Source organism: Pseudoalteromonas sp. SR44-5 (assembly GCF_014163675.1).
Classification (GTDB): domain Bacteria; phylum Pseudomonadota; class Gammaproteobacteria; order Enterobacterales; family Alteromonadaceae; genus Pseudoalteromonas; species Pseudoalteromonas rhizosphaerae.
Window position 1 is genome coordinate 83,472 of record NZ_JACJDT010000003.1, and the last position, 18,119, is coordinate 101,590.

Genomic DNA, 18,119 nt, shown 5'->3' on the forward strand with positions numbered 1-18,119 from the left:
AGTACATTAAGGACTGGTTCAATTTTATTCAGCACTATGATTTAACTTGCTATTTGCTACCGGTGGCAGTTAGTGGTATGTTTATAACTGAAACTACATTTTAATAAAATTATTTTTCACTCAATTACAAAAAATAATTTTATTACGAGCTAAACTGATTTTTTAAAAACGACAAAGAGCGAGTAGAATGGGAAAATTAATTGCAGCAATATTTATCATGATGAGTTTTTCAAGTATGTCAGCAACTACTAAAGTTCAGCTTTTTATGGCAGGGGATTCAACCATGTCAATTAAAGAAGTGAAGGATTACCCTGAAACAGGTTGGGGAATGCCCTTTAGTATCTTTTTTAATGACAGAATTGACGTTAAAAATCGTGCTAAAAATGGTCGTAGTACACGCACCTTTATCAGTGAAGGCTTGTGGGCGGGCATTATAAATGAACTTAATAAAGATGATTTTGTGATCATTCAATTTGGTCATAACGATCAGTCAAAACAGAAAGTAGACCGCTACACTACACCAGAGCAATATAAGCAAAACCTAGTTAATTTTATTGCTGAAGTAAGAGCAAAGCAGGCACAGCCATTACTGATGACCCCGGTAACGCGTCGTTATTTTGATGAAAAAGGTCAGATCAAGGACACCCATCCTATTTACGCTGATATAGTAAGAGATGTAGCTAAACAGACAGGGGTCGATTTTATTGACATGGAACGGGTGACCCAACAGTATTTTCAAAAGCTTGGTGGGATCAACTCACGCTTACGTTTTATGCATATAGCACCTAACTTACATCCAAATTACCCTATGGGCGTAGAAGACAATACCCATTTCAATGAACTTGGTGCTCGAGAAGTTGCTCAATTAGTATTAACTGAAATGAAAAAAATAAATCACCCACTCGTTAAACAATTACGCATACCTGATCCAAAACATTTAAAATAAAAGTAATTATCTATAAATTTTTCGGTTAAGCATGATGTAGCTAATAACGTATGTAGTTTATTTAGTGTAGTGTTATTGCATTGGATGGATGTAAATACATTCAATGCAATAACTTCTGTGCACTTAGCTTAATCGACTGGATTAATTGATTAGCTAAAATTAATGATTGAATTACCCCCCCCAACAGACCCATTAATGTAATGATGGTTAAATTATTTTGATTATCTTTATCACTTAATTAAAGGCAATGAGGAGTACGCATGTCTGGGTTATCTGCAATACCGTTTTCTTTACTTGAGCTTAGCCCAATGAAAGAAGATGCCACCGTCTCAAGTACTCTTGCAAATAGTGTCGCTTATGCACAAAAAGCTGATGAACTCGGTTTTAACCGATTTTGGATGGCTGAACATCATAATATGCCGGGAATTGTCTGCGCGGCAACCTCTGTATTAATTGGCCACATAGCAGGGCAAACTAAAACTATACGAGTAGGTGCTGGTGGCGTTATGTTACCAAATCACCCGCCACTGATTGTTGCAGAGCAATACGGCACGTTAGAGAGTTTATACCCAGGGCGTATTGATTTAGGTTTAGGTCGCGCACCAGGTAGCGATCATATAACCAGTCGTGCTCTGCGCCGAGATGAACGACGCGCTGAAAACTTTGCCGATGAAGTCACTGAACTGCAAACTTTATTTGGCCCTTACGATGGTAGTCACCCTGTTCGCGCTATTCCTGGCGAGAATACCAATGTACCTATTTGGTTACTTGGTTCCAGTTTATATAGTGCGCAACTAGCAGCTAAAAAAGGCCTCCCTTATGTGTTTGCTGGCCACTTTGCACCGCGTTTTGTTTATGATGCAATCGCTTTATACCGCCGTGAATTTCAACCTTCTGATGTGTTAGACAAACCTTATGTAATGCTTGGCTTACCGATTGTTGCAGCAGATAGCGATGAACATGCACAGTTTTTAGCAACCACGTCAAAACAGCGTATCTTAGCACTGTTACGTGGTGATCCTTTATGGCTAAAAGCTCCCGTTAAAAGCATGGCTGGATTATGGAATGAGCAAGAGCAGGCTCAAGTTGAAAACTTTTTAGGATTATCTGTGGTAGGGAGTCCTGTGACCATTGCTCATAAGCTAAATATGATAGTCAAAGAGCTTGGTGTCGATGAATTCATTTTTACCAATGATCTTTACCAAAGTAGCGACCGTCATCACGCGTTGGAGATTTTACGGTCAATAAAAGCATAACCACTGAAAATTAAGCTAAGGTACACTTAACTCCCGTTACAATACAGAAACTAGCTAATACACAAAGTTTACTAGTTTCTGAACTCTACTTAAAAGTGCAAAACACAGCACTAATCTTATTTAAGCTTGCGTTCTGTTTTTATAATCAATTCGATTTATATAATCAATTTTAACGTTTGATTTAAACACATTAAAATGAAGGTATAAACCAGTAAATTAATTACAAAGGAAGGCATATTTTGAAACCTCAAGACCCCAAAATCACAAATACTTTCGATAAAACAGCATTGATCGCGGAAGGTGGTGGGCAACGAGGGATCTTCACCGCAGGTGTACTAGATGCATGGCTTGAACATGAATATGACCCATTCGATTTATTTATTGGTACTTCAGCAGGTTCACAAAACCTTACTAGCTATTTAGCTCGTCAAAAAGGGTATGCCAAACGCTTAATAAGAGGGCTTTCGCGTCACAAACGATTTTTTCAATTAGGCCGTGGTTTAGTAGGTAAACATATAGTCGACTTAGACTGGTACTTTGATAAAACTACCGAAGTTAACAGAGCACTTGATTTTAAAACTGCAAAAGCCAGTTTGGGTGAACGGGAGTTACTTATTACTGCCACTAATGCCCGTGATCGAAAACCTTATTTTTTATCACCAACCGGTGAAGGCCAGCAATGGCGAGATCTTTTAAAAGCGTCAAGTGCACTGCCATTCTTATACAAACAAGGTGTAAAACTCACGCCATGGTTAAATGCATTAGCTGCTAATGAAATAGATAAAACCGACGTACACGCTGAGTCAGACTTTTACCTAGATGGTGGCCTTGCTGCGCCACTACCAGTGCGCGAGGCCTACAATCGTGGTGCACGTAAAATTGTGGTGATCCGCACAGTTGATCAAGACTTTCAAGCGCAATCGGCATGGGTAAACAAGTTAAAAGCGTTTGTTTGTGCATCAGGATATTGCCCAAAAACCTTAGATTACTTATTACAACACGAACAAGCGTATGAGGATGAGTTAGCATTTATTGCCAATCCTCCGAAAGATGTAGAAATAATACAAATTTTTGCAAACCAAAAGCTTTCGAGCAAATTACTTGGTAGCTCAACCAATGATCTACGTCGTGATTATAAATTAGGTTTATTGGCAGGTAATAACTATTTTACTGAGCAATACCCAGCAAACAATACCCATCCTGTTGCTGTAGCTAACTAATTAGTATTGATAAATTTATTCCGATCAGTTGTATGTGAGTTGGATAAGTATCCGGTGTTGTTAGTTTGTAATTAATAAGCGAGTCATAAATGGCTCGCATTAACGCTCCGAGGCCTGCATTTATAATTACTGATCGCTGCGCCAATTAAAACAAATGCCAATGCAATTAAAATTGCCCATGAAAAATGTATTTGTTGAGCCATAACCAGTAACACGGTAGAAAGTAACGGTGTTAAAAAACTCAAAGAGGCAAGTAACGTTTTATTACCTCTTTTTAAAGCGATGTCCCATAAGTAAAATGCGCCACCGACAGGTCCTAACCCTAACAAAAAAATACCTACAGTCTGCGTTAATGAAAAACGCGTGACTGTTTGTTCAAAATATATATGTGCCAATAAGGCCAAAATAGCTACATAAAGAGAAAGCCAACCAATATCATCAACGTGATTATCAAAGCGAGTCATGAACAATGAATAACTCGACCATAATAGCGCACAACTCGCAGCAAATAGGTAGCCTAAAAAGTACTGGCTATTGATAGTAAAACCACTGCCATCACTAATTAAAAACACGATCCCTATAAAACCAACCAGCCCGCCTATAATCGCATTTATTTTGTTTTCAGACCGTGCGACAAAAACACCCAATAACAATGGCCATAAATATACAATCAGGCTAACTTCAATCAATGGTGCATATTTAAGTGCCATAAAATAACAAAAATGAAAACCAAATAAGCCAACTATACCAATAATTGTTTGCGCCTTACCAAGTGTAGGCAGAGTTAACAAAGGCTGCTTGGTAACAAGCCGTTTAATAAACAGCAATAAGAACGACACAAAGAAGCACATAAATAGTAATTGAAAAGCCGGTAATGCTTTAGTTAAATTACCCAACAGTGCTAATGCACCCCATAAAAAAATAGCTAATACGCCGAAAATTGTAGACATAGCAAACATTTAATTAAAAATTAATTGATAAAGGTAGTTTATCAATTTTACTATCTAACACTGTGCTTAAAAGACGATATTGTTGACGTTAAAGCTGCTTTTTTAAGTCTCGTGGGGGATTGTTTGAAGTAGCAAGTGAAGGCGCGACTAAAAGCTGATGGGTCGTTATAACCAACCTGTTCACCAATTACTGCTATAGGTAAATCAGAGTAACAAAGTAAGGAACGTGCATGTTCCATTCTTAATTGCGTGTGATGTTTAACCGGGCTGGTGTGCATACATTGCTTAAAAACCGCTTTGAATTGAGTAACACTTAAACATGCAACCGCAGCCATATCATTCAATGTATAGTCTATCGATAAATCTTTTTTTATTAATAACAAAACGTTATTTATCCGCGGATCAATAGTCGCATTGGTAGTTTGTTGCCTGAGTAACACCAAAAATAAATTAAAACATAACGCTGCTTCATCTATGTTAGTTACACCTTGCAACTGCTTTTGGGTAAAACTTAGATAGCTCATTAATTTATCGTCAATACTGAAACAGGGGGCATTCATCGTCGTTAAGTTATTTGGGAGCTCTAATAAATCGGCCACTATAAAACGTGCATTTTCATCTGATTTAAACGCATGTAGAGTATTTTTAGGGATCACAACACATTGACCAACACCAACAGGCGCCGCGAAATTATTCATTTCAAGTTCTATATAGCCACAAAGTGGTAAAACAAGTTGGTGATAGTGGTGCTGGTGGCTGTGGATTTTTCGTGTGTAGTATCGAATCGATAAGCTATTCATCTATTAAATTTAATAATTGCTATGACAAACAATCATGAAGGGAATTGTAGGGTGTTGTAAATAACTTTTTGTTATTTTAATACACTCAATACTTGCTAATTTATATCAGCAAGATAAAGTATTTTCAACTAAATATTCTTAAATTCAGCATATATATTCTATTGCAGGTTGAAAAATAATAACAAGGGCAAACATGTTTGATTTAATCGTAGGCAGTATAAATAACCTGCTTTGGGGTGAAGGACAAATACTGATCTACATTTTACTGTTTACAGGTATTTGGTTTTCAGTACGCTTAAAACTGATTCAAATTTTAAAATTTAAACACATGTTCAGCCTTCTCAAAGGCAGTAGCAAATGCAATAAAAACGACATTAGTTCGTTTCAAGCACTGTGCACCGGATTAAGTGCGCGGGTTGGAACTGGCAATTTAGCCGGTGTTGCTGTTGCGATATCATTAGGTGGCAGTGGCGCCATATTTTGGATGTGGGTGATTGCCATACTGGGCATGGCGACCGGTTTTGCAGAAAGCGTACTTGGCCAAGTGTATAAAGTACGCGATAGTCAAGGCGAATTTAGAGGTGGCCCCGCTTATTATATTCAACAAGGAATAGGCAGTCGTAGTCTCGCTATCGCGTTTGCGTTGTGTTTGTTCTTAGGTTATGGCTTTACTTTTAGCGCGATGCAAACCAACACCATTACTGATGCGCTTAATTTCGCTTTTGAAATTCCAACCTTATATTCAGGCATAGTCATAACCCTACTTGCAGGCTCTATTATACTCGGTGGCTTTAAAGCTATTGCCCGCTTTGCTGAGCGAGTAGTGCCGGTGATGGGCATTGTATTTGTACTGGCAGCTGTGATTATTACCTTGATTAACTTCACCCAAGTGCCTGCTATGTTGAAGGATATATTCTTATCTGCTTTTGGGCTGCAAGAAGCCGGTGCAGGCGCAATGGGCGCGGCAATCAAAAACGGTATTCAACGTGGTTTATATTCTAATGAGGCCGGTGCAGGTAGTGTGCCGCATGCATCAGCAAGTGCGTCGCCTATTCCAAATCACCCAGTAACGCAAGGGTATATTCAAATGCTCGGGGTGTTTTTTGATACTATAGTGTTGTGTAGTTGTACCGCTGTGATTATCTTATTGGCTGATATTGATATCAGTGGTGAGATGGCAGGCATTCGCTTAACACAAGCGGCAATGACCGCACATTTAGCACAAGGGGGCGTGTACTTTGTAGCAGCAGCCATTACTTTATTTGCCTTTACCTCGGTAGTGGCTAATTACGCTTACGCCGAAAGTAACCTACATTTATTTAAGCTCGATAATAAAGTAGGGCGCGGCATTTACACATTTTTATATCTATCAATGATGATGTGGGGGGCGTCTGCCACATTAAAAGAAGTATGGGATTTAGCCGATATTGCTCTTGGCTTGATGACAGTTGTCAATGTAATTGCCATAATACTGCTCACCCCGACTATTTTAAATGTCACAGACGATTATAATAGGCAACGAGCTGAAGGTATTGAGCCTGAATTTAATGCAAAAAATGTGCTCATTCAAGGTAAAACCGAGCAGGGTATTTGGCACTAAACATGACTATTGTTGCGAGGTTTTTTGCATAAGTATTCACCTTGCTGGTTGTTGAAAATGATTAAGTATTTTTATGATTGATATATATGCAGGTAAAACTGCGGCAAAAATAATTACAGAACAAGGTTTTAAGCCCGACCTTTTTAATGCCTTTTTAGGTGCATCCGGTGGCCCTAAATGGTTTACTTTATTTGGTTTAGATAAGTATATTTTTGGTGAGTTTTTTAAAAACCGATCATCACAACTCAATTTAATTGGATCATCGGCTGGCGCTTTTCGCGCTGCGTGTTTTTCACAAAATGATCCCGTTGCCGCCATTACGCGGTTAGCAAAATCATACAGTGAAACTCGTTACTCGAGTAATAAACCAACACCGCAAGAAATAACCACTAAAGCCCGTGCGTTACTAGAAGATGTATTTGGCGACAATGGTGTTGCTGAAATAATTAATAATCCAGTTTTCAAACCACATTTTATTGTTGCTAAATCAAATGGCTTAGTAGCCAGTGAGCAAAAAGCGTTGCAACTGCTTGGGCTGACAAAAAGCTATTTAAGTAATCGAGTTAACCGTCGATTTTTGACAAAGCAATATGAGCGGTTTATATATCAAGCTCCAAACAGTAACTTTCAACTTGAAGATAATTATAAATTTAAAACCACCCAACTAGACTTAACAACGGATAACTTAAAGGATGCGTTACTCGCATCGGGCTCAATACCACTTGTTATGCAAGGCATTAAAAATATAGCTGGATCGCCGCCTGGTATGTATCGCGATGGTGGTATTGTTGATTACCACTTTGATTTTAAAATTAACAATCCTGGACTTATTCTATATCCACATTTCAATTCAGATCCAAAAGCAGGGTGGTTTGATAAAAGCTTAAAACGTAAAGTCGCCGCTGAAAATTACGATAACGTGGTTATGATCACACCCTCTAAAAAATTCATCGCCAGCTTACCTTACGGAAAAATCCCCGACAGAAACGACTTTACAGATCTCGATGCGGATACACGTATAAAATATTGGCGAACAGTATTTAGCGAGACTGAAAAACTAGCCGATGATTTTGATAAAAAACTCAATAGCGAAAATATTGAGCTGAAAATAATTGAATGATCTAATCTATCAAGTAATGTAGTTTTATGACTGATAGTTAACAACGCAAAAATTACGGTACGTAATATAAAAGAAAAGGGCGAAAGCCCTTTTTTATTAGTTGGTTAGTGTTGCTGTAATATTTGATAGTTTGACTTAGTGATATATTGGGTCACAGGCTTTAACGTATTTTAATTCATTTTCTTTTGTTCGATTCTTTTTATATAAATCGGTGAAGTAATTACAGACTGCAAGCTTTTCCTCATATCCTTCTTTGGTATATTTAGAGCGTACTTCACGCATATATTTATCAGCTTTATTTTTATTCGACGCAATCTGAAATTTTCTCTGACGTTCCATAGCAAGTTCAAGCTGTTGATCAAATGTAAGCTCCTTGCTTTGTTTAATGGTTTTTTGATTTTCTTCAATATTGTTTAAGTAGTTCTGAAGCTTATTGTATTCATATGCCTCTTTAGCAAACCATAGAGTAGCGCCAGCAACGACTATGATAAGGTATAGTTTCAGGTCATTAAAATTCATATTTAATCCTTTAAATAGTGTAATTGAAAATATAACAATTTTGTCTTTTAGTGGTTGTAAAGTGAGTAGTAAATTTTAGTTTGTTGTAAATAAAAAGGGGAATTACCCCCTCCTATATTATGAAGCTGTTATCTGCGCTTTCGGTTGCATTTTGCACAATATGGTACGTCTTTACCATTCACTTTATACCAATACCTGTGAGCATTAACTGTTAAATATTTCCCGCATGAATAACAGTTATGTAAATCGGGACGACTGTTATAAAAAATAATTGCTACAAAAATAGCAATTGAGCCTAATATAAATAAAATTATATTAATACCTTCTTCGTTCATATTAACTTCCTGTTCTTTGCGATATTTCACCAATTATATCTAAAAGCTGGCGAAGATCGGACGGTTTAACTTTCCCCCAAGGCGTAGTCATTATACGGTAATGATGGGCCAGTTGGAGGAAGATAGCCCCGATACATAATTGAGATTTGGTTTGGCTGACGCGTTTGAAAAGTATAGCTATAAAAAATTTGAATTAAAACTAATTGAAAATTTAAGCTATAAGTTATTTTAGCTGATACCCCATAAATTACGTTATGTTAAATAGTCTAAAATAAATTAAAGTGGGCGTAATCATACGAACTAGCCCACTTTTAGAAGGGTTTTGAGGTCTTAATTTAGCTCAGAATCTACCCAGAATTTAGTGCCTTTTAGTACGGCTTGTAATGCAAGGCCATTTTCGGTTAATGAATAAACAGTTACTTGATCTGCAATGGCTTCGGCAACAAGTGCACCGCCTTTATCTTGGTATTTTGCCGCTGCATCGGCATTGCCACCGAAGGCCCAACCATTTTCAATAAAACGATTTAACGCAGCTTGATTATGAAAAACCATTACAACATTAAAGTCTTTAACACCTAAACCAAGTCCTAAACCAGCTTCACCCATATTCATATAAGTGGATTTACCCGTCAAATTATTTTTAACCACACCATAGCCGCCACCAAAGCTGGCTAAAACAACATTGACATTAGCATTATCAAATACTGCATAACCAGCGGCATTTTTAATTTGCTCTTTAACATCTGGTTTTTCTTTGTATAATTTACTTAGTGTATCTGCTCGCATATTTTGCACTAGATTACGCTTTTCAGTTGGAGAAGCACTACCTGTTGTAGCACAACCAGACAGGACTAATGTTAGTGCAACTAAACTTAAAACTATTAACTTTTTCATATGCCTTCCTTAAACCAGCAACATTGCTTTGATATTATCTGATCAGCTTAACAATATAATCATTCACTAAGTCCAATACTAGACAGTATCGGACTTTAAAGTTAAACTGTAACTACTTTATTTTATTAGAAATAACTATATTATGCTTGTTGCTTTGGTCGATACATTAAAACAATTACGGTATCAAATTGCCCATCTTGAAGATGATACAATGCAATCAGAATACCCAGAACTTGCCACCTTTATACAGCAAGTTGGCTTGACTGTCGCTGAATCTAAGCAAGAATTAGTATTTTTGTATCAATTTTTATATGTTTATGGTCGAAAATCAGAAGCGACATATAATCGTTTTCGGAACGAACTCGAACGCTTTTACCTATGGTCTTGGTTAGTCGCAGAAAAATCAGTATTTGAATTAAAACGTGAAGACATAGAAGCCTATGTCGATTTTATGGTCGAACCCGATAAAAGCTGGGCGATGACTTCAGTGCAATGGCGCTATAAAGATGAGCAAGGGATCCGTAGATTAAACGAAAATTGGCGCCCTTTTATGCTCAAAGAATCTATTGCTAGCCAACAAACATTAGCGGCCATGTTTACTGCTTTAAATGTATTTTACAAGTTTGCTATTTTAGAAGAAAAAACCTTTGCTAACTTTGTACCGGTTGTAAAAAAGAATAGCCCTTATTTAGTTGTGCAATCACAAATAAAAATTCCTGATACCTTGAGTGATATTCAATGGGAATATGTATTTGGTGTCACACGTGATAAGTGTGAGCAACAACCTGATCTTGAAAGAAATTTATTTACCTTAGCGTGTTTAAAAGGTCTTTATTTACGGATCTCTGAACTATCAGAGCGACCACAATGGTCGCCTGTTATGTCTCATTTTTGGCAAGATAATGATGGCTTTTGGTTTTTAAGAATTATGGGCAAAGGAAATAAATTACGCGATGTCACACTCAGTGAAGATTTTGTAACTTATTTAAAACGTTATAGGTTGTACCGAGGTTTACCAGCCCTGCCCCGCGTTGATGAATCTGATCCATTGGTGCATAAAATTCGTGGTCAAGGCGGAATGACCGTTCGACAAATTCGTCGCTTAGTTCAACAAAGTTTTGATTTAGCCAAACAATCTTTACTTGATGATGGCTTTACTGATGATGCCGAGCAACTAGAATCGGCAACAGCGCATTGGCTCAGACATACTGGTGCTACGCATGATGCACAAACTCGCCCTTTAAAACATTTATCAGAAGATTTAGGACATGCAAAAATTGCCACCACCGATCAAATATATATTCAGACAAATATCAAAGAACGAGCAAAATCTGGACTTAAAAGGAAAATCTAAATGGAATATGTTGTATTAGCTGCAGTGGGTTTAGCCTTTTTAATTTATTCATTATCTATGCATCAATTAGAGCGAGCTGAAATTACCGGACCTATGTTTTTTGTTATTATCGGTGCGTTGATCGGGTTTATGCTACCAAGTAAAACGGCATATTTAACCAGAGACTTAGATCACTTATTACCTTTAATAGAATTAACACTGAGCATATTTTTATTTACTGATGCCGCAAAAACCAAACTGATGGTTTTAAAACACAGTTTTCAATACCCTAGCCTATTACTTTTTATTGCTTTACCACTTACCTTGTTTGCTGGAATTATTATTGCGAGTTTAATGTTTACCCAGCTGACACTTATTCAAGCTGCACTAGTTGCAATAATATTAACGCCGACAGATGCAGCGCTTAGTAAAGGATTATTAAATAGCAGCGCGGTGCCTGAAAAAATTCGTGAAGGGATCAATACTGAAAGTGGTTTAAACGATGGTTTATGTGTGCCAATATTTTTAGTCTTGATGTTGTTAGCAAAAGAGCCTGCATCTACATTTTCGGTTTTTGATACGGTCATTGTTTTTGCGCGTGAATTAGGTGTGGCTATTCTGGTTGCAGTTGCTGCAATGGGATTGATCATTCCCGCGATTAAATTTGCCATGCAACGTCATTATTTTTCAAATAATAGTAGCCCATTTTTAGTGGTTGGTATGGCAATGGCCATTTTTTCAATCGCACAAAGTTTGCATAGCAGTGGTTTTATTGCGGTGTTTGTTGCTGGATTAATTTTTGATAGATTTACCGATCAGGCTTTACGCTTAAAACTCGTTGAAGATAGTGAACACATCGCGGACTTTACTGGTTTGTTGATCTGGTGTTTATTTGGTTTTGTATGCAGCTATTTAGTTTTGCCAGAATTATCATGGCCACTTACTGTATTTGCACTACTGAGTACAACGCTTATTCGAATTATCCCTGTGATGTTGTCATTACAATTTACTAAATTAAAAATGAAAGAACGTTTTACTTTTGCTTGGTTTGGCCCGAGAGGCTTAGCATCTATTGTATTTACTTTAATGGTGATCGATAGCGGCATCGAAAATAAATACCTTATAGCTACGATTGCTATGACAACTATTTTATTTAGTGTTTTTATTCATGGTATGAGCACCAAGCCTATTGCTGATAGTTATTTAAAATAAAAAAACGATATAAAAAATGCCGCATTCTTTTTTAAAAGCGTGCGGCATTTTTATATTAAATGTTATTGCTTAGCTTATCTGCTAGTAGTTCTATTGGGTGTTTTGGTTTGAATTTTTCATAGCGTTTAACTTGGCTACGACAAGAAAAACCGGTTGCTAATAATTGCTCAGGTTTATTTTTCTCTACAACACCTTGCCAACTCATTTCATATAATGCTCGAGAGTTTTTCTGGTTTTGCGCTTCATGTCCATATGTACCTGCCATACCGCAACACCCTGTTGCTGTTGTATTAAGTTTTAGGCCTAAGTCAGTAAAAATTGTTTGCCATACATTCGCCGCTTTTGGTAAAGCGGTTGTTTCAGTACAATGACTTAATAACGTAAATGTTATATTGCTATCAACTTTGTTAGCTAATGATTTAAAAGATTGTGTTGCTAACCATTCATGAGCAAGTAGCACTTCAAATTCACCACGTTCATCACCTAAAATAGAATTATATTCATCCCGATAACACATTACTAATGATGCATCTAAACCTACAAGTGGTGCATTTATTTCAGATAATGAATTTAAAAATGTTGCTGCATTTTTTGCTGTGATCTTAAATTCATTTAAAAAACCTTTAACGTGTTGCGGTTTTCCATTTGGCTTAAACGGTAACAGTATTGGCTTCTTACCTAGTGCGGAAATTATTTTTATAAAACTTTCTACCAGCTCAGCTTCATAAAAACTGGTAAACGGATCTTGCACAATTAGTACATACTCACTTTGTTGCTCGGGAGATAAGCCTGAAAGTTGTGCAAAATTAAATTCGTGTGTTTTATTAATCCGTTTTGTTAAACGTGGTGAACTAAGCACGGGTGTATCAACATAGCCAACAGATTTTTTTATTAATGAGCTGACTAATTTAGTTTTTACAATTGGGTTTATTACATTTGAAAATTTGGCCATTAATGGTGCACTGGCTTCAATATTACCGACTAGATAATCTTTAAGTGGGCGCGCGTAGTAACTGTGATAATAATTTAAAAAACGTGATCTAAAAGTCGGTACATCAACTTTTATTGGGCACGCTGTGGTACATGCTTTACACGCTAAACACTCATCCATTGAGGCTTTAACTTCATGAGAAAAATCATATACGCCTTTCTTTTTATCGCGGCTATGTTGAAAACGTTCCCACCAGGTGATCACTTCACCTTTGTTAAGTTCTTTTTCAACCTCAATTAAATCAATCTCTTTTGCTTCTTGTAATCGTAACCATTCGCGCATTAAACTTGCGCGACCTTTAGGTGAATTACGACGATCACCGGTTACTTTATATGATGGGCACATAGGAGAGTTTTCATCATAGTTAAAGCAAATACCATTACCATTGCATGTCATTGCATTATTAAAACTAGTTTTAACATCAACCGAAATTTGTCTGTCGAACCACGCACGCTTTTGACCGTCAACACTGACTAGTGAGTCCTTACTTTCAATCGGAGTACATATTTTTCCGGGATTAATCCTATTGTTAGGATCAAAAGCTGATTTTATAAGTCGTAATTGCTTAAATAAATGCTCACCAAAAAACTCAGGGCCATATTCACTTCTATACCCTTTGCCGTGCTCGCCCCACATTAAACCACCGTATTTAGCTGTGAGTTTAACAACTTCATCAGAGATCACTCGCAGTAATTTTTCTTGTTCGGGATCACACATATCAAGTGCCGGTCTAACATGTAATACACCGGCATCAACATGACCAAACATACCGTATTGTAAATTATGGCTATCGAGCAAAGCTCTAAATTCAACAATATAATCTGCAAGATTCTCAGGTGGTACGGCGGTGTCTTCAGCAAACGCCAAAGGTTTTTGTGCGCCTTTAACATTACCTAACAAGCCAACTGATTTCTTACGCATGGCATAAATTTTTAAAATATCAGCCTTACTGCTGGTAAGTTGATAACCAATTACGCCATTTTTTTGTTGTGCAACGCAATCATCGAGTAATGCACAAAGCGACTCAACTTTGTCTTTTATGTCATCAGGCGATACAGCATTAAACTCAACCATGTTAAGCCCTTGCATATCTTTATTTGGCACATCGGTTATTAAGTCCGATACTGAATGCCAAATTATATCTTCACGTGCAAGATTTAAAACTTTGCTGTCAACGGTTTCAACTGAGGTAGCACGAGCATCGACCAAAAACGGTGAATGCCGCAGTGCCGAATCAAAGCTATCATACTTGATGTTGATTAAGGTTTTGAATTCAGCAATAGGTGTGATGTTTAATTTAGCCTCAGTAACAATACCAAGCGAACCTTCTGAGCCAGTTATTAGCCTACTCATATCAAAGGTTTGTAAGTCATCACTTAGCACATGTTCTAAGTCATATCCGGTTAAAAAGCGATTTAAACGTGGAAACTTGGCTAAAATTGCATCACGCTCAGACAAACAAATATCAAGCACTGTTGCGTACAGTTTACCGATTGTAGTGTTTTGTTCAGCAATTAGTTTGGCTTTATCAATGTCTATTGGTGTCGTTGACATTTGTGTGCCATCGACTAAATAAGTGGTAAGTCCTAAAACATGATCGCTAGTTTTACCATACACCAGTGAGCCTTGTCCTGATGCATCGGTATTAACCATTCCGCCGATTGTTGCGCGATTACTCGTTGATAAATCAGGTGCAAAGAAAAATCCATAAGGGCGTAAAAAATCATTTAGTTGATCTTTAATCACGCCCGTTTGCACTCTAACCCAACCTTCTTCAGGATTAATTTCGAGGATTTCTCGCATATAACGTGATAAATCGACTACGATCCCGGGAGTTAATGATTGACCGTTGGTGCCTGTACCACCGCCGCGAGGTCCAAAAGTCAGCGATAGATAAGGGTCTTGTGCAGCAGTTTGCAGGGCAATTTGAATATCTTTTTCAGTTTTAGGAAAAATAACACTTTGCGGTAACTGCTGGTAAATACTGTTATCAGTTGATGCAGTTATACGAGTGGCATAACTTGCATCAGTGTCGCCAGTAAACCCTTGTTTAATTATAGTTTTTAAGTAACTTGCGACTAAATCGGTCGCGGCATCTTGTTGGCTAATAGTTGCTATCATGACGGTAGTAAATTAAGGCATTTGTTCGATTATATCATGCTAAAGAGCAATAGAAATTGAAGATTTTACAGTTTGTAACACTCTTTTTATCGTAAAAAGACTGTGATTACTTATACTCATAGTAGATGCTTAATTGCGAGGGAATTGAAATGAAAAAATGTGTATTAGTTTTAGTCGGCAGTTTATTTATGTTGCTGGGATTATTTTTTGCTATTGTACCAGGCCCTTCTTTGATCTTTTTTATTGCAGGGCTTATGTGTTTCTCTTTTTATTACCCTAAAGCACGCCATTATTTAGCAATTTGCCAAAAAGCGCTGACAAAATCTTGCGCGTTCTTAGATAAGAAGTTAGCCCGATAAAAGTTATAAATAGGCTATAACATATTGAGTAAACAAAAATGCCAACAATAACGCTGGCATTTTTTATACTTTAACGATTATTTTGCTAATTTTTTAGCAAGGTATAACCAAGTTTCAAGTACTGTATCTGGGTTTAGTGAAACAGAATCAATGCCCTGCTCTACTAACCACGCAGCAAAGTCTTCATGATCTGATGGACCTTGACCACAAATACCAACATACTTTCCTTTTGCTTTGGCAGTTTGAATTGCCATAGAAAGTAGTTTTTTGATTGCAGGGTTACGCTCATCAAATAAATGGGCAATTAATCCTGAGTCACGGTCTAAACCAAGTGTAAGTTGCGTTAAATCGTTTGAACCGATTGAAAAGCCATCAAAATGTTCTAAAAATTCATCAGCAAGTAATGCATTTGATGGAAGTTCACACATCATGATTACTTTTAAGCCATTTTCGCCACGTTTAAGGCCATGCTCTTCAAGTAATTCAATAACACGTTTACCTTCTTCAAGGGTACGTACGAATGGGATCATGATTTCAATGTTGGCCATATCCATGTCGTTACGAACACGTTTGATTGCTTCACACTCTAGTGCGAAACAGTCACGGAAATCTTCCGAAATATAACGTGCTGCGCCACGGAAACCAATCATTGGGTTTTCTTCTTCAGGCTCGTATTGTTGTCCGCCAACTAAGTTGGCATATTCATTTGATTTAAAATCAGACATACGAACAATTACACGCTCTGGTGCAAATGCACAGCCTAAGGTCGAAATACCTTCAACTAATTTAGCAATATAGAATTCAACCGGTGATTCGTAACCGGCAATCATCTGTGTGATTTCAGCTTTTAACTCATCTGTTTGAGCATCAAAATTTAGCAATGCTTTAGGATGCACACCAATCATACGGTTGATAATAAATTCAACGCGAGCAAGACCAACACCTGAGTGTGGTAAGCGTGCAAAATCAAATGCACGATCTGGGTTACCAACGTTCATCATGATTTTCATTGGTAGTTCAGGCATTTTATCGACACGTGAAGTGAGGATTTCAAAATCTAAAATACCTTCATAAATAAAGCCAGTGTCGCCTTCAGCACATGATACGGTTACTTCTTGGCCTGCTTTAATCAGGTCAGTTGCATTACCACAGCCTACAACTGCTGGAATACCTAACTCACGGGCAATAATTGCCGCGTGACATGTACGACCACCACGATTAGTTACAATCGCTGCAGCACGTTTCATGATAGGTTCCCAATCTGGATCAGTCATGTCGGTTACTAAAATGTCACCTTGTTGAACTTGATCCATTTCTTTAATCGAATCAAGTACACGAACAACACCTGAGCCAATTTTATGACCGATGGCACGTCCTTCAACGACAACAGCACTGCTGCCATTTAGTTGAAAACGCTCCATAACATTCGTATCTTCGTTTGAACGAACTGTTTCAGGGCGAGCTTGTACAATGTATAGCTTGCCGTCATTACCGTCTTTTGCCCACTCGATATCCATCGCGCGGCCATAATGTTTTTCGATGATCACAGCTTGCTTTGCAAGCTCTTGAACTTCGGCATCGGTAATTGAGAATTTATTTGAAAGGGCTGCATCTACATCTACGATTTCTACTTGTTTACCATGCGCTTGATCGGCAGAGTAAATCATTTGAATCGCTTTTGAGCCAATATTACGGCGCACTACAGATGGCTTACCTTTAGCAAGTGTTGGTTTATGAACATAAAATTCATCAGGGTTTACTGCGCCCTGTACAACCATTTCACCTAGACCATAACTTGAGGTGATAAACACGACATCTTCGAAACCTGATTCAGTATCAATACTGAACATAACGCCAGACGATGACTTATCAGAACGTACCATGCGTTGAATACCCGCAGATAATGCTACGCCGCGATGATCATAACCCTGGTGAACACGGTATGAAATGGCACGGTCATTGAAAAGCGATGCGAACACATGCTTGATGGCGACCATTACTGAGTCGATACCACGTACATTTAGGAAGGTTTCTTGCTGACCTGCGAATGATGCATCAGGCATATCTTCAGCTGTTGCTGATGAACGTACTGCGAATGAAACATCGTCTGCTGCATTGCCGTGGAGTTGGCTGTATGCGTCGCGAATGGCTTGGTCTAAATTAGGTTGGAATGGGGTGTCGATAATCCACTGACGAATATCAGCGCCGACTTTTGCTAGTGTATTTACATCTTCCACGTCCAGTGTGTCTAAAATGTCGTGGATCTTTGCATTTAGTCCTGATTGCTCAAGAAACTCATTAAATGCGTCTGCGGTAGTAGCAAAACCACCTGGGACTTGTACACCAGCGTTTGCTAGGTTAGAAATCATTTCGCCGAGTGAGGCATTTTTGCCGCCAACACGAGGAACATCTTGCATACCAAGCTCTTGATACCAGAGAACGTATTCTTGCACGGATCTTTCT

General features: G+C 37.8%; 14 protein-coding genes. 8 read left to right on the forward strand and 6 right to left on the reverse strand.

All coding sequences use genetic code 11. The annotated features are described in order from the left end of the window. The first annotated feature begins 187 nt into the window (after window positions 1–187). The 3 genes from H5154_RS02435 to H5154_RS02445 all read left to right on the forward strand — a co-directional run bounded on the left by H5154_RS02435 (window position 188) and on the right by H5154_RS02445 (window position 3,422). Window positions 188–946, forward strand: a complete 759-nt coding sequence (locus H5154_RS02435) for a rhamnogalacturonan acetylesterase (RefSeq protein ID WP_182717271.1) — start codon at window positions 188–190, stop codon at window positions 944–946. 260 nt (window positions 947–1,206) lie between these two features. Beyond that, window positions 1,207–2,202, forward strand: coding sequence for an LLM class flavin-dependent oxidoreductase (locus H5154_RS02440; protein WP_182717272.1), 996 nt, complete (start codon window positions 1,207–1,209; stop codon window positions 2,200–2,202). 239 nt (window positions 2,203–2,441) lie between these two features. Then, complete coding sequence (locus H5154_RS02445) at window positions 2,442–3,422, forward strand: patatin family protein (RefSeq protein ID WP_145239058.1); 981 nt, start codon at window positions 2,442–2,444, stop codon at window positions 3,420–3,422. 83 nt (window positions 3,423–3,505) lie between these two features. Here the strand turns inward: H5154_RS02445 and H5154_RS02450 are convergent, their stop codons facing one another. Further along, window positions 3,506–4,372, reverse strand: a complete 867-nt coding sequence (locus H5154_RS02450) for a DMT family transporter (protein ID WP_182717273.1) — start codon at window positions 4,370–4,372, stop codon at window positions 3,506–3,508. A gap of 50 nt (window positions 4,373–4,422) precedes the next feature. Beyond that, window positions 4,423–5,070 carry a helix-turn-helix domain-containing protein gene (locus H5154_RS02455; protein ID WP_259398438.1) on the reverse strand — a complete coding sequence of 216 codons (648 nt, stop codon included), beginning with the start codon at window positions 5,068–5,070 and terminating at the stop codon, window positions 4,423–4,425. A 295-nt stretch (window positions 5,071–5,365) separates the two neighbouring features. Between H5154_RS02455 and H5154_RS02460 the strand changes: the two genes are divergently transcribed. Both H5154_RS02460 and H5154_RS02465 read left to right on the forward strand, forming a co-directional pair. After that, the gene (locus tag H5154_RS02460) at window positions 5,366–6,772 is read left to right on the forward strand and encodes a sodium:alanine symporter family protein (RefSeq protein ID WP_182717275.1); all 1,407 of its coding nucleotides are present in this window, start codon (window positions 5,366–5,368) and stop codon (window positions 6,770–6,772) included. Window positions 6,773–6,845: 73 nt separating this feature from the next. Next, entirely contained in the window at window positions 6,846–7,892 is a 1,047-nt protein-coding gene (locus H5154_RS02465; protein ID WP_182717276.1) for a patatin-like phospholipase family protein, read from the forward strand. Between the two features lie 135 nt (window positions 7,893–8,027). Here the strand turns inward: H5154_RS02465 and H5154_RS02470 are convergent, their stop codons facing one another. Together H5154_RS02470 and H5154_RS02475 are read right to left on the reverse strand one after the other, a co-directional pair. Then, window positions 8,028–8,411 carry a hypothetical protein gene (locus tag H5154_RS02470; protein WP_182717277.1) on the reverse strand — a complete coding sequence of 128 codons (384 nt, stop codon included), beginning with the start codon at window positions 8,409–8,411 and terminating at the stop codon, window positions 8,028–8,030. 665 nt (window positions 8,412–9,076) lie between these two features. Further along, on the reverse strand, window positions 9,077–9,640 hold the full coding sequence (locus H5154_RS02475; protein ID WP_145239042.1) for a YSC84-related protein: 564 nt from the start codon (window positions 9,638–9,640) through the stop codon (window positions 9,077–9,079). A 142-nt stretch (window positions 9,641–9,782) separates the two neighbouring features. On the opposite strand from H5154_RS02475, the gene H5154_RS02480 reads away from it, so the two are divergent. Next, window positions 9,783–10,994 carry a tyrosine-type recombinase/integrase gene (locus H5154_RS02480; RefSeq protein ID WP_149980295.1) on the forward strand — a complete coding sequence of 404 codons (1,212 nt, stop codon included), beginning with the start codon at window positions 9,783–9,785 and terminating at the stop codon, window positions 10,992–10,994. Next, window positions 10,995–12,185, forward strand: coding sequence for a sodium:proton antiporter (locus H5154_RS02485; protein ID WP_182717278.1), 1,191 nt, complete (start codon window positions 10,995–10,997; stop codon window positions 12,183–12,185). 55 nt (window positions 12,186–12,240) lie between these two features. On the opposite strand, the gene H5154_RS02490 is transcribed toward H5154_RS02485, so the two are convergent. Further along, window positions 12,241–15,297 carry an FAD-binding and (Fe-S)-binding domain-containing protein gene (locus tag H5154_RS02490; protein WP_182717279.1) on the reverse strand — a complete coding sequence of 1,019 codons (3,057 nt, stop codon included), beginning with the start codon at window positions 15,295–15,297 and terminating at the stop codon, window positions 12,241–12,243. A gap of 149 nt (window positions 15,298–15,446) precedes the next feature. Here H5154_RS02490 and H5154_RS02495 point away from each other — a divergent pair, with 149 nt between their 5' ends. Then, window positions 15,447–15,656, forward strand: coding sequence for a PGPGW domain-containing protein (locus H5154_RS02495; RefSeq protein ID WP_145239030.1), 210 nt, complete (start codon window positions 15,447–15,449; stop codon window positions 15,654–15,656). Between the two features lie 77 nt (window positions 15,657–15,733). On the opposite strand, the gene ppsA is transcribed toward H5154_RS02495, so the two are convergent. Continuing rightward, window positions 15,734–18,109 (reverse strand): phosphoenolpyruvate synthase, encoded by a 2,376-nt coding sequence (gene ppsA, locus H5154_RS02500; protein ID WP_149980298.1) that lies wholly within the window; start codon window positions 18,107–18,109, stop codon window positions 15,734–15,736. Window positions 18,110–18,119 lie beyond the last annotated feature (10 nt).

Bases quoted from the DNA above. Each gene is read 5' to 3' on its own strand.
- H5154_RS02485 (WP_182717278.1), top strand. From the start codon at position 10,995: ATGGAATATGTTGTATTAGCTGCAGTGGGTTTAGCCTTTTTAATTTAT.
- H5154_RS02470 (WP_182717277.1), bottom strand. From the start codon at position 8,411: ATGAATTTTAATGACCTGAAACTATACCTTATCATAGTCGTTGCTGGC.
- H5154_RS02480 (WP_149980295.1), top strand. From the start codon at position 9,783: ATGCTTGTTGCTTTGGTCGATACATTAAAACAATTACGGTATCAAATT.
- H5154_RS02490 (WP_182717279.1), bottom strand. From the start codon at position 15,297: ATGATAGCAACTATTAGCCAACAAGATGCCGCGACCGATTTAGTCGCA.
- H5154_RS02475 (WP_145239042.1), bottom strand. From the start codon at position 9,640: ATGAAAAAGTTAATAGTTTTAAGTTTAGTTGCACTAACATTAGTCCTG.
- H5154_RS02460 (WP_182717275.1), top strand. From the start codon at position 5,366: ATGTTTGATTTAATCGTAGGCAGTATAAATAACCTGCTTTGGGGTGAA.
- H5154_RS02450 (WP_182717273.1), bottom strand. From the start codon at position 4,372: ATGTCTACAATTTTCGGCGTATTAGCTATTTTTTTATGGGGTGCATTA.
- H5154_RS02495 (WP_145239030.1), top strand. From the start codon at position 15,447: ATGAAAAAATGTGTATTAGTTTTAGTCGGCAGTTTATTTATGTTGCTG.
- H5154_RS02455 (WP_259398438.1), bottom strand. From the start codon at position 5,070: ATGAATAATTTCGCGGCGCCTGTTGGTGTTGGTCAATGTGTTGTGATC.
- H5154_RS02435 (WP_182717271.1), top strand. From the start codon at position 188: ATGGGAAAATTAATTGCAGCAATATTTATCATGATGAGTTTTTCAAGT.
- H5154_RS02440 (WP_182717272.1), top strand. From the start codon at position 1,207: ATGTCTGGGTTATCTGCAATACCGTTTTCTTTACTTGAGCTTAGCCCA.
- H5154_RS02465 (WP_182717276.1), top strand. From the start codon at position 6,846: ATGATTGATATATATGCAGGTAAAACTGCGGCAAAAATAATTACAGAA.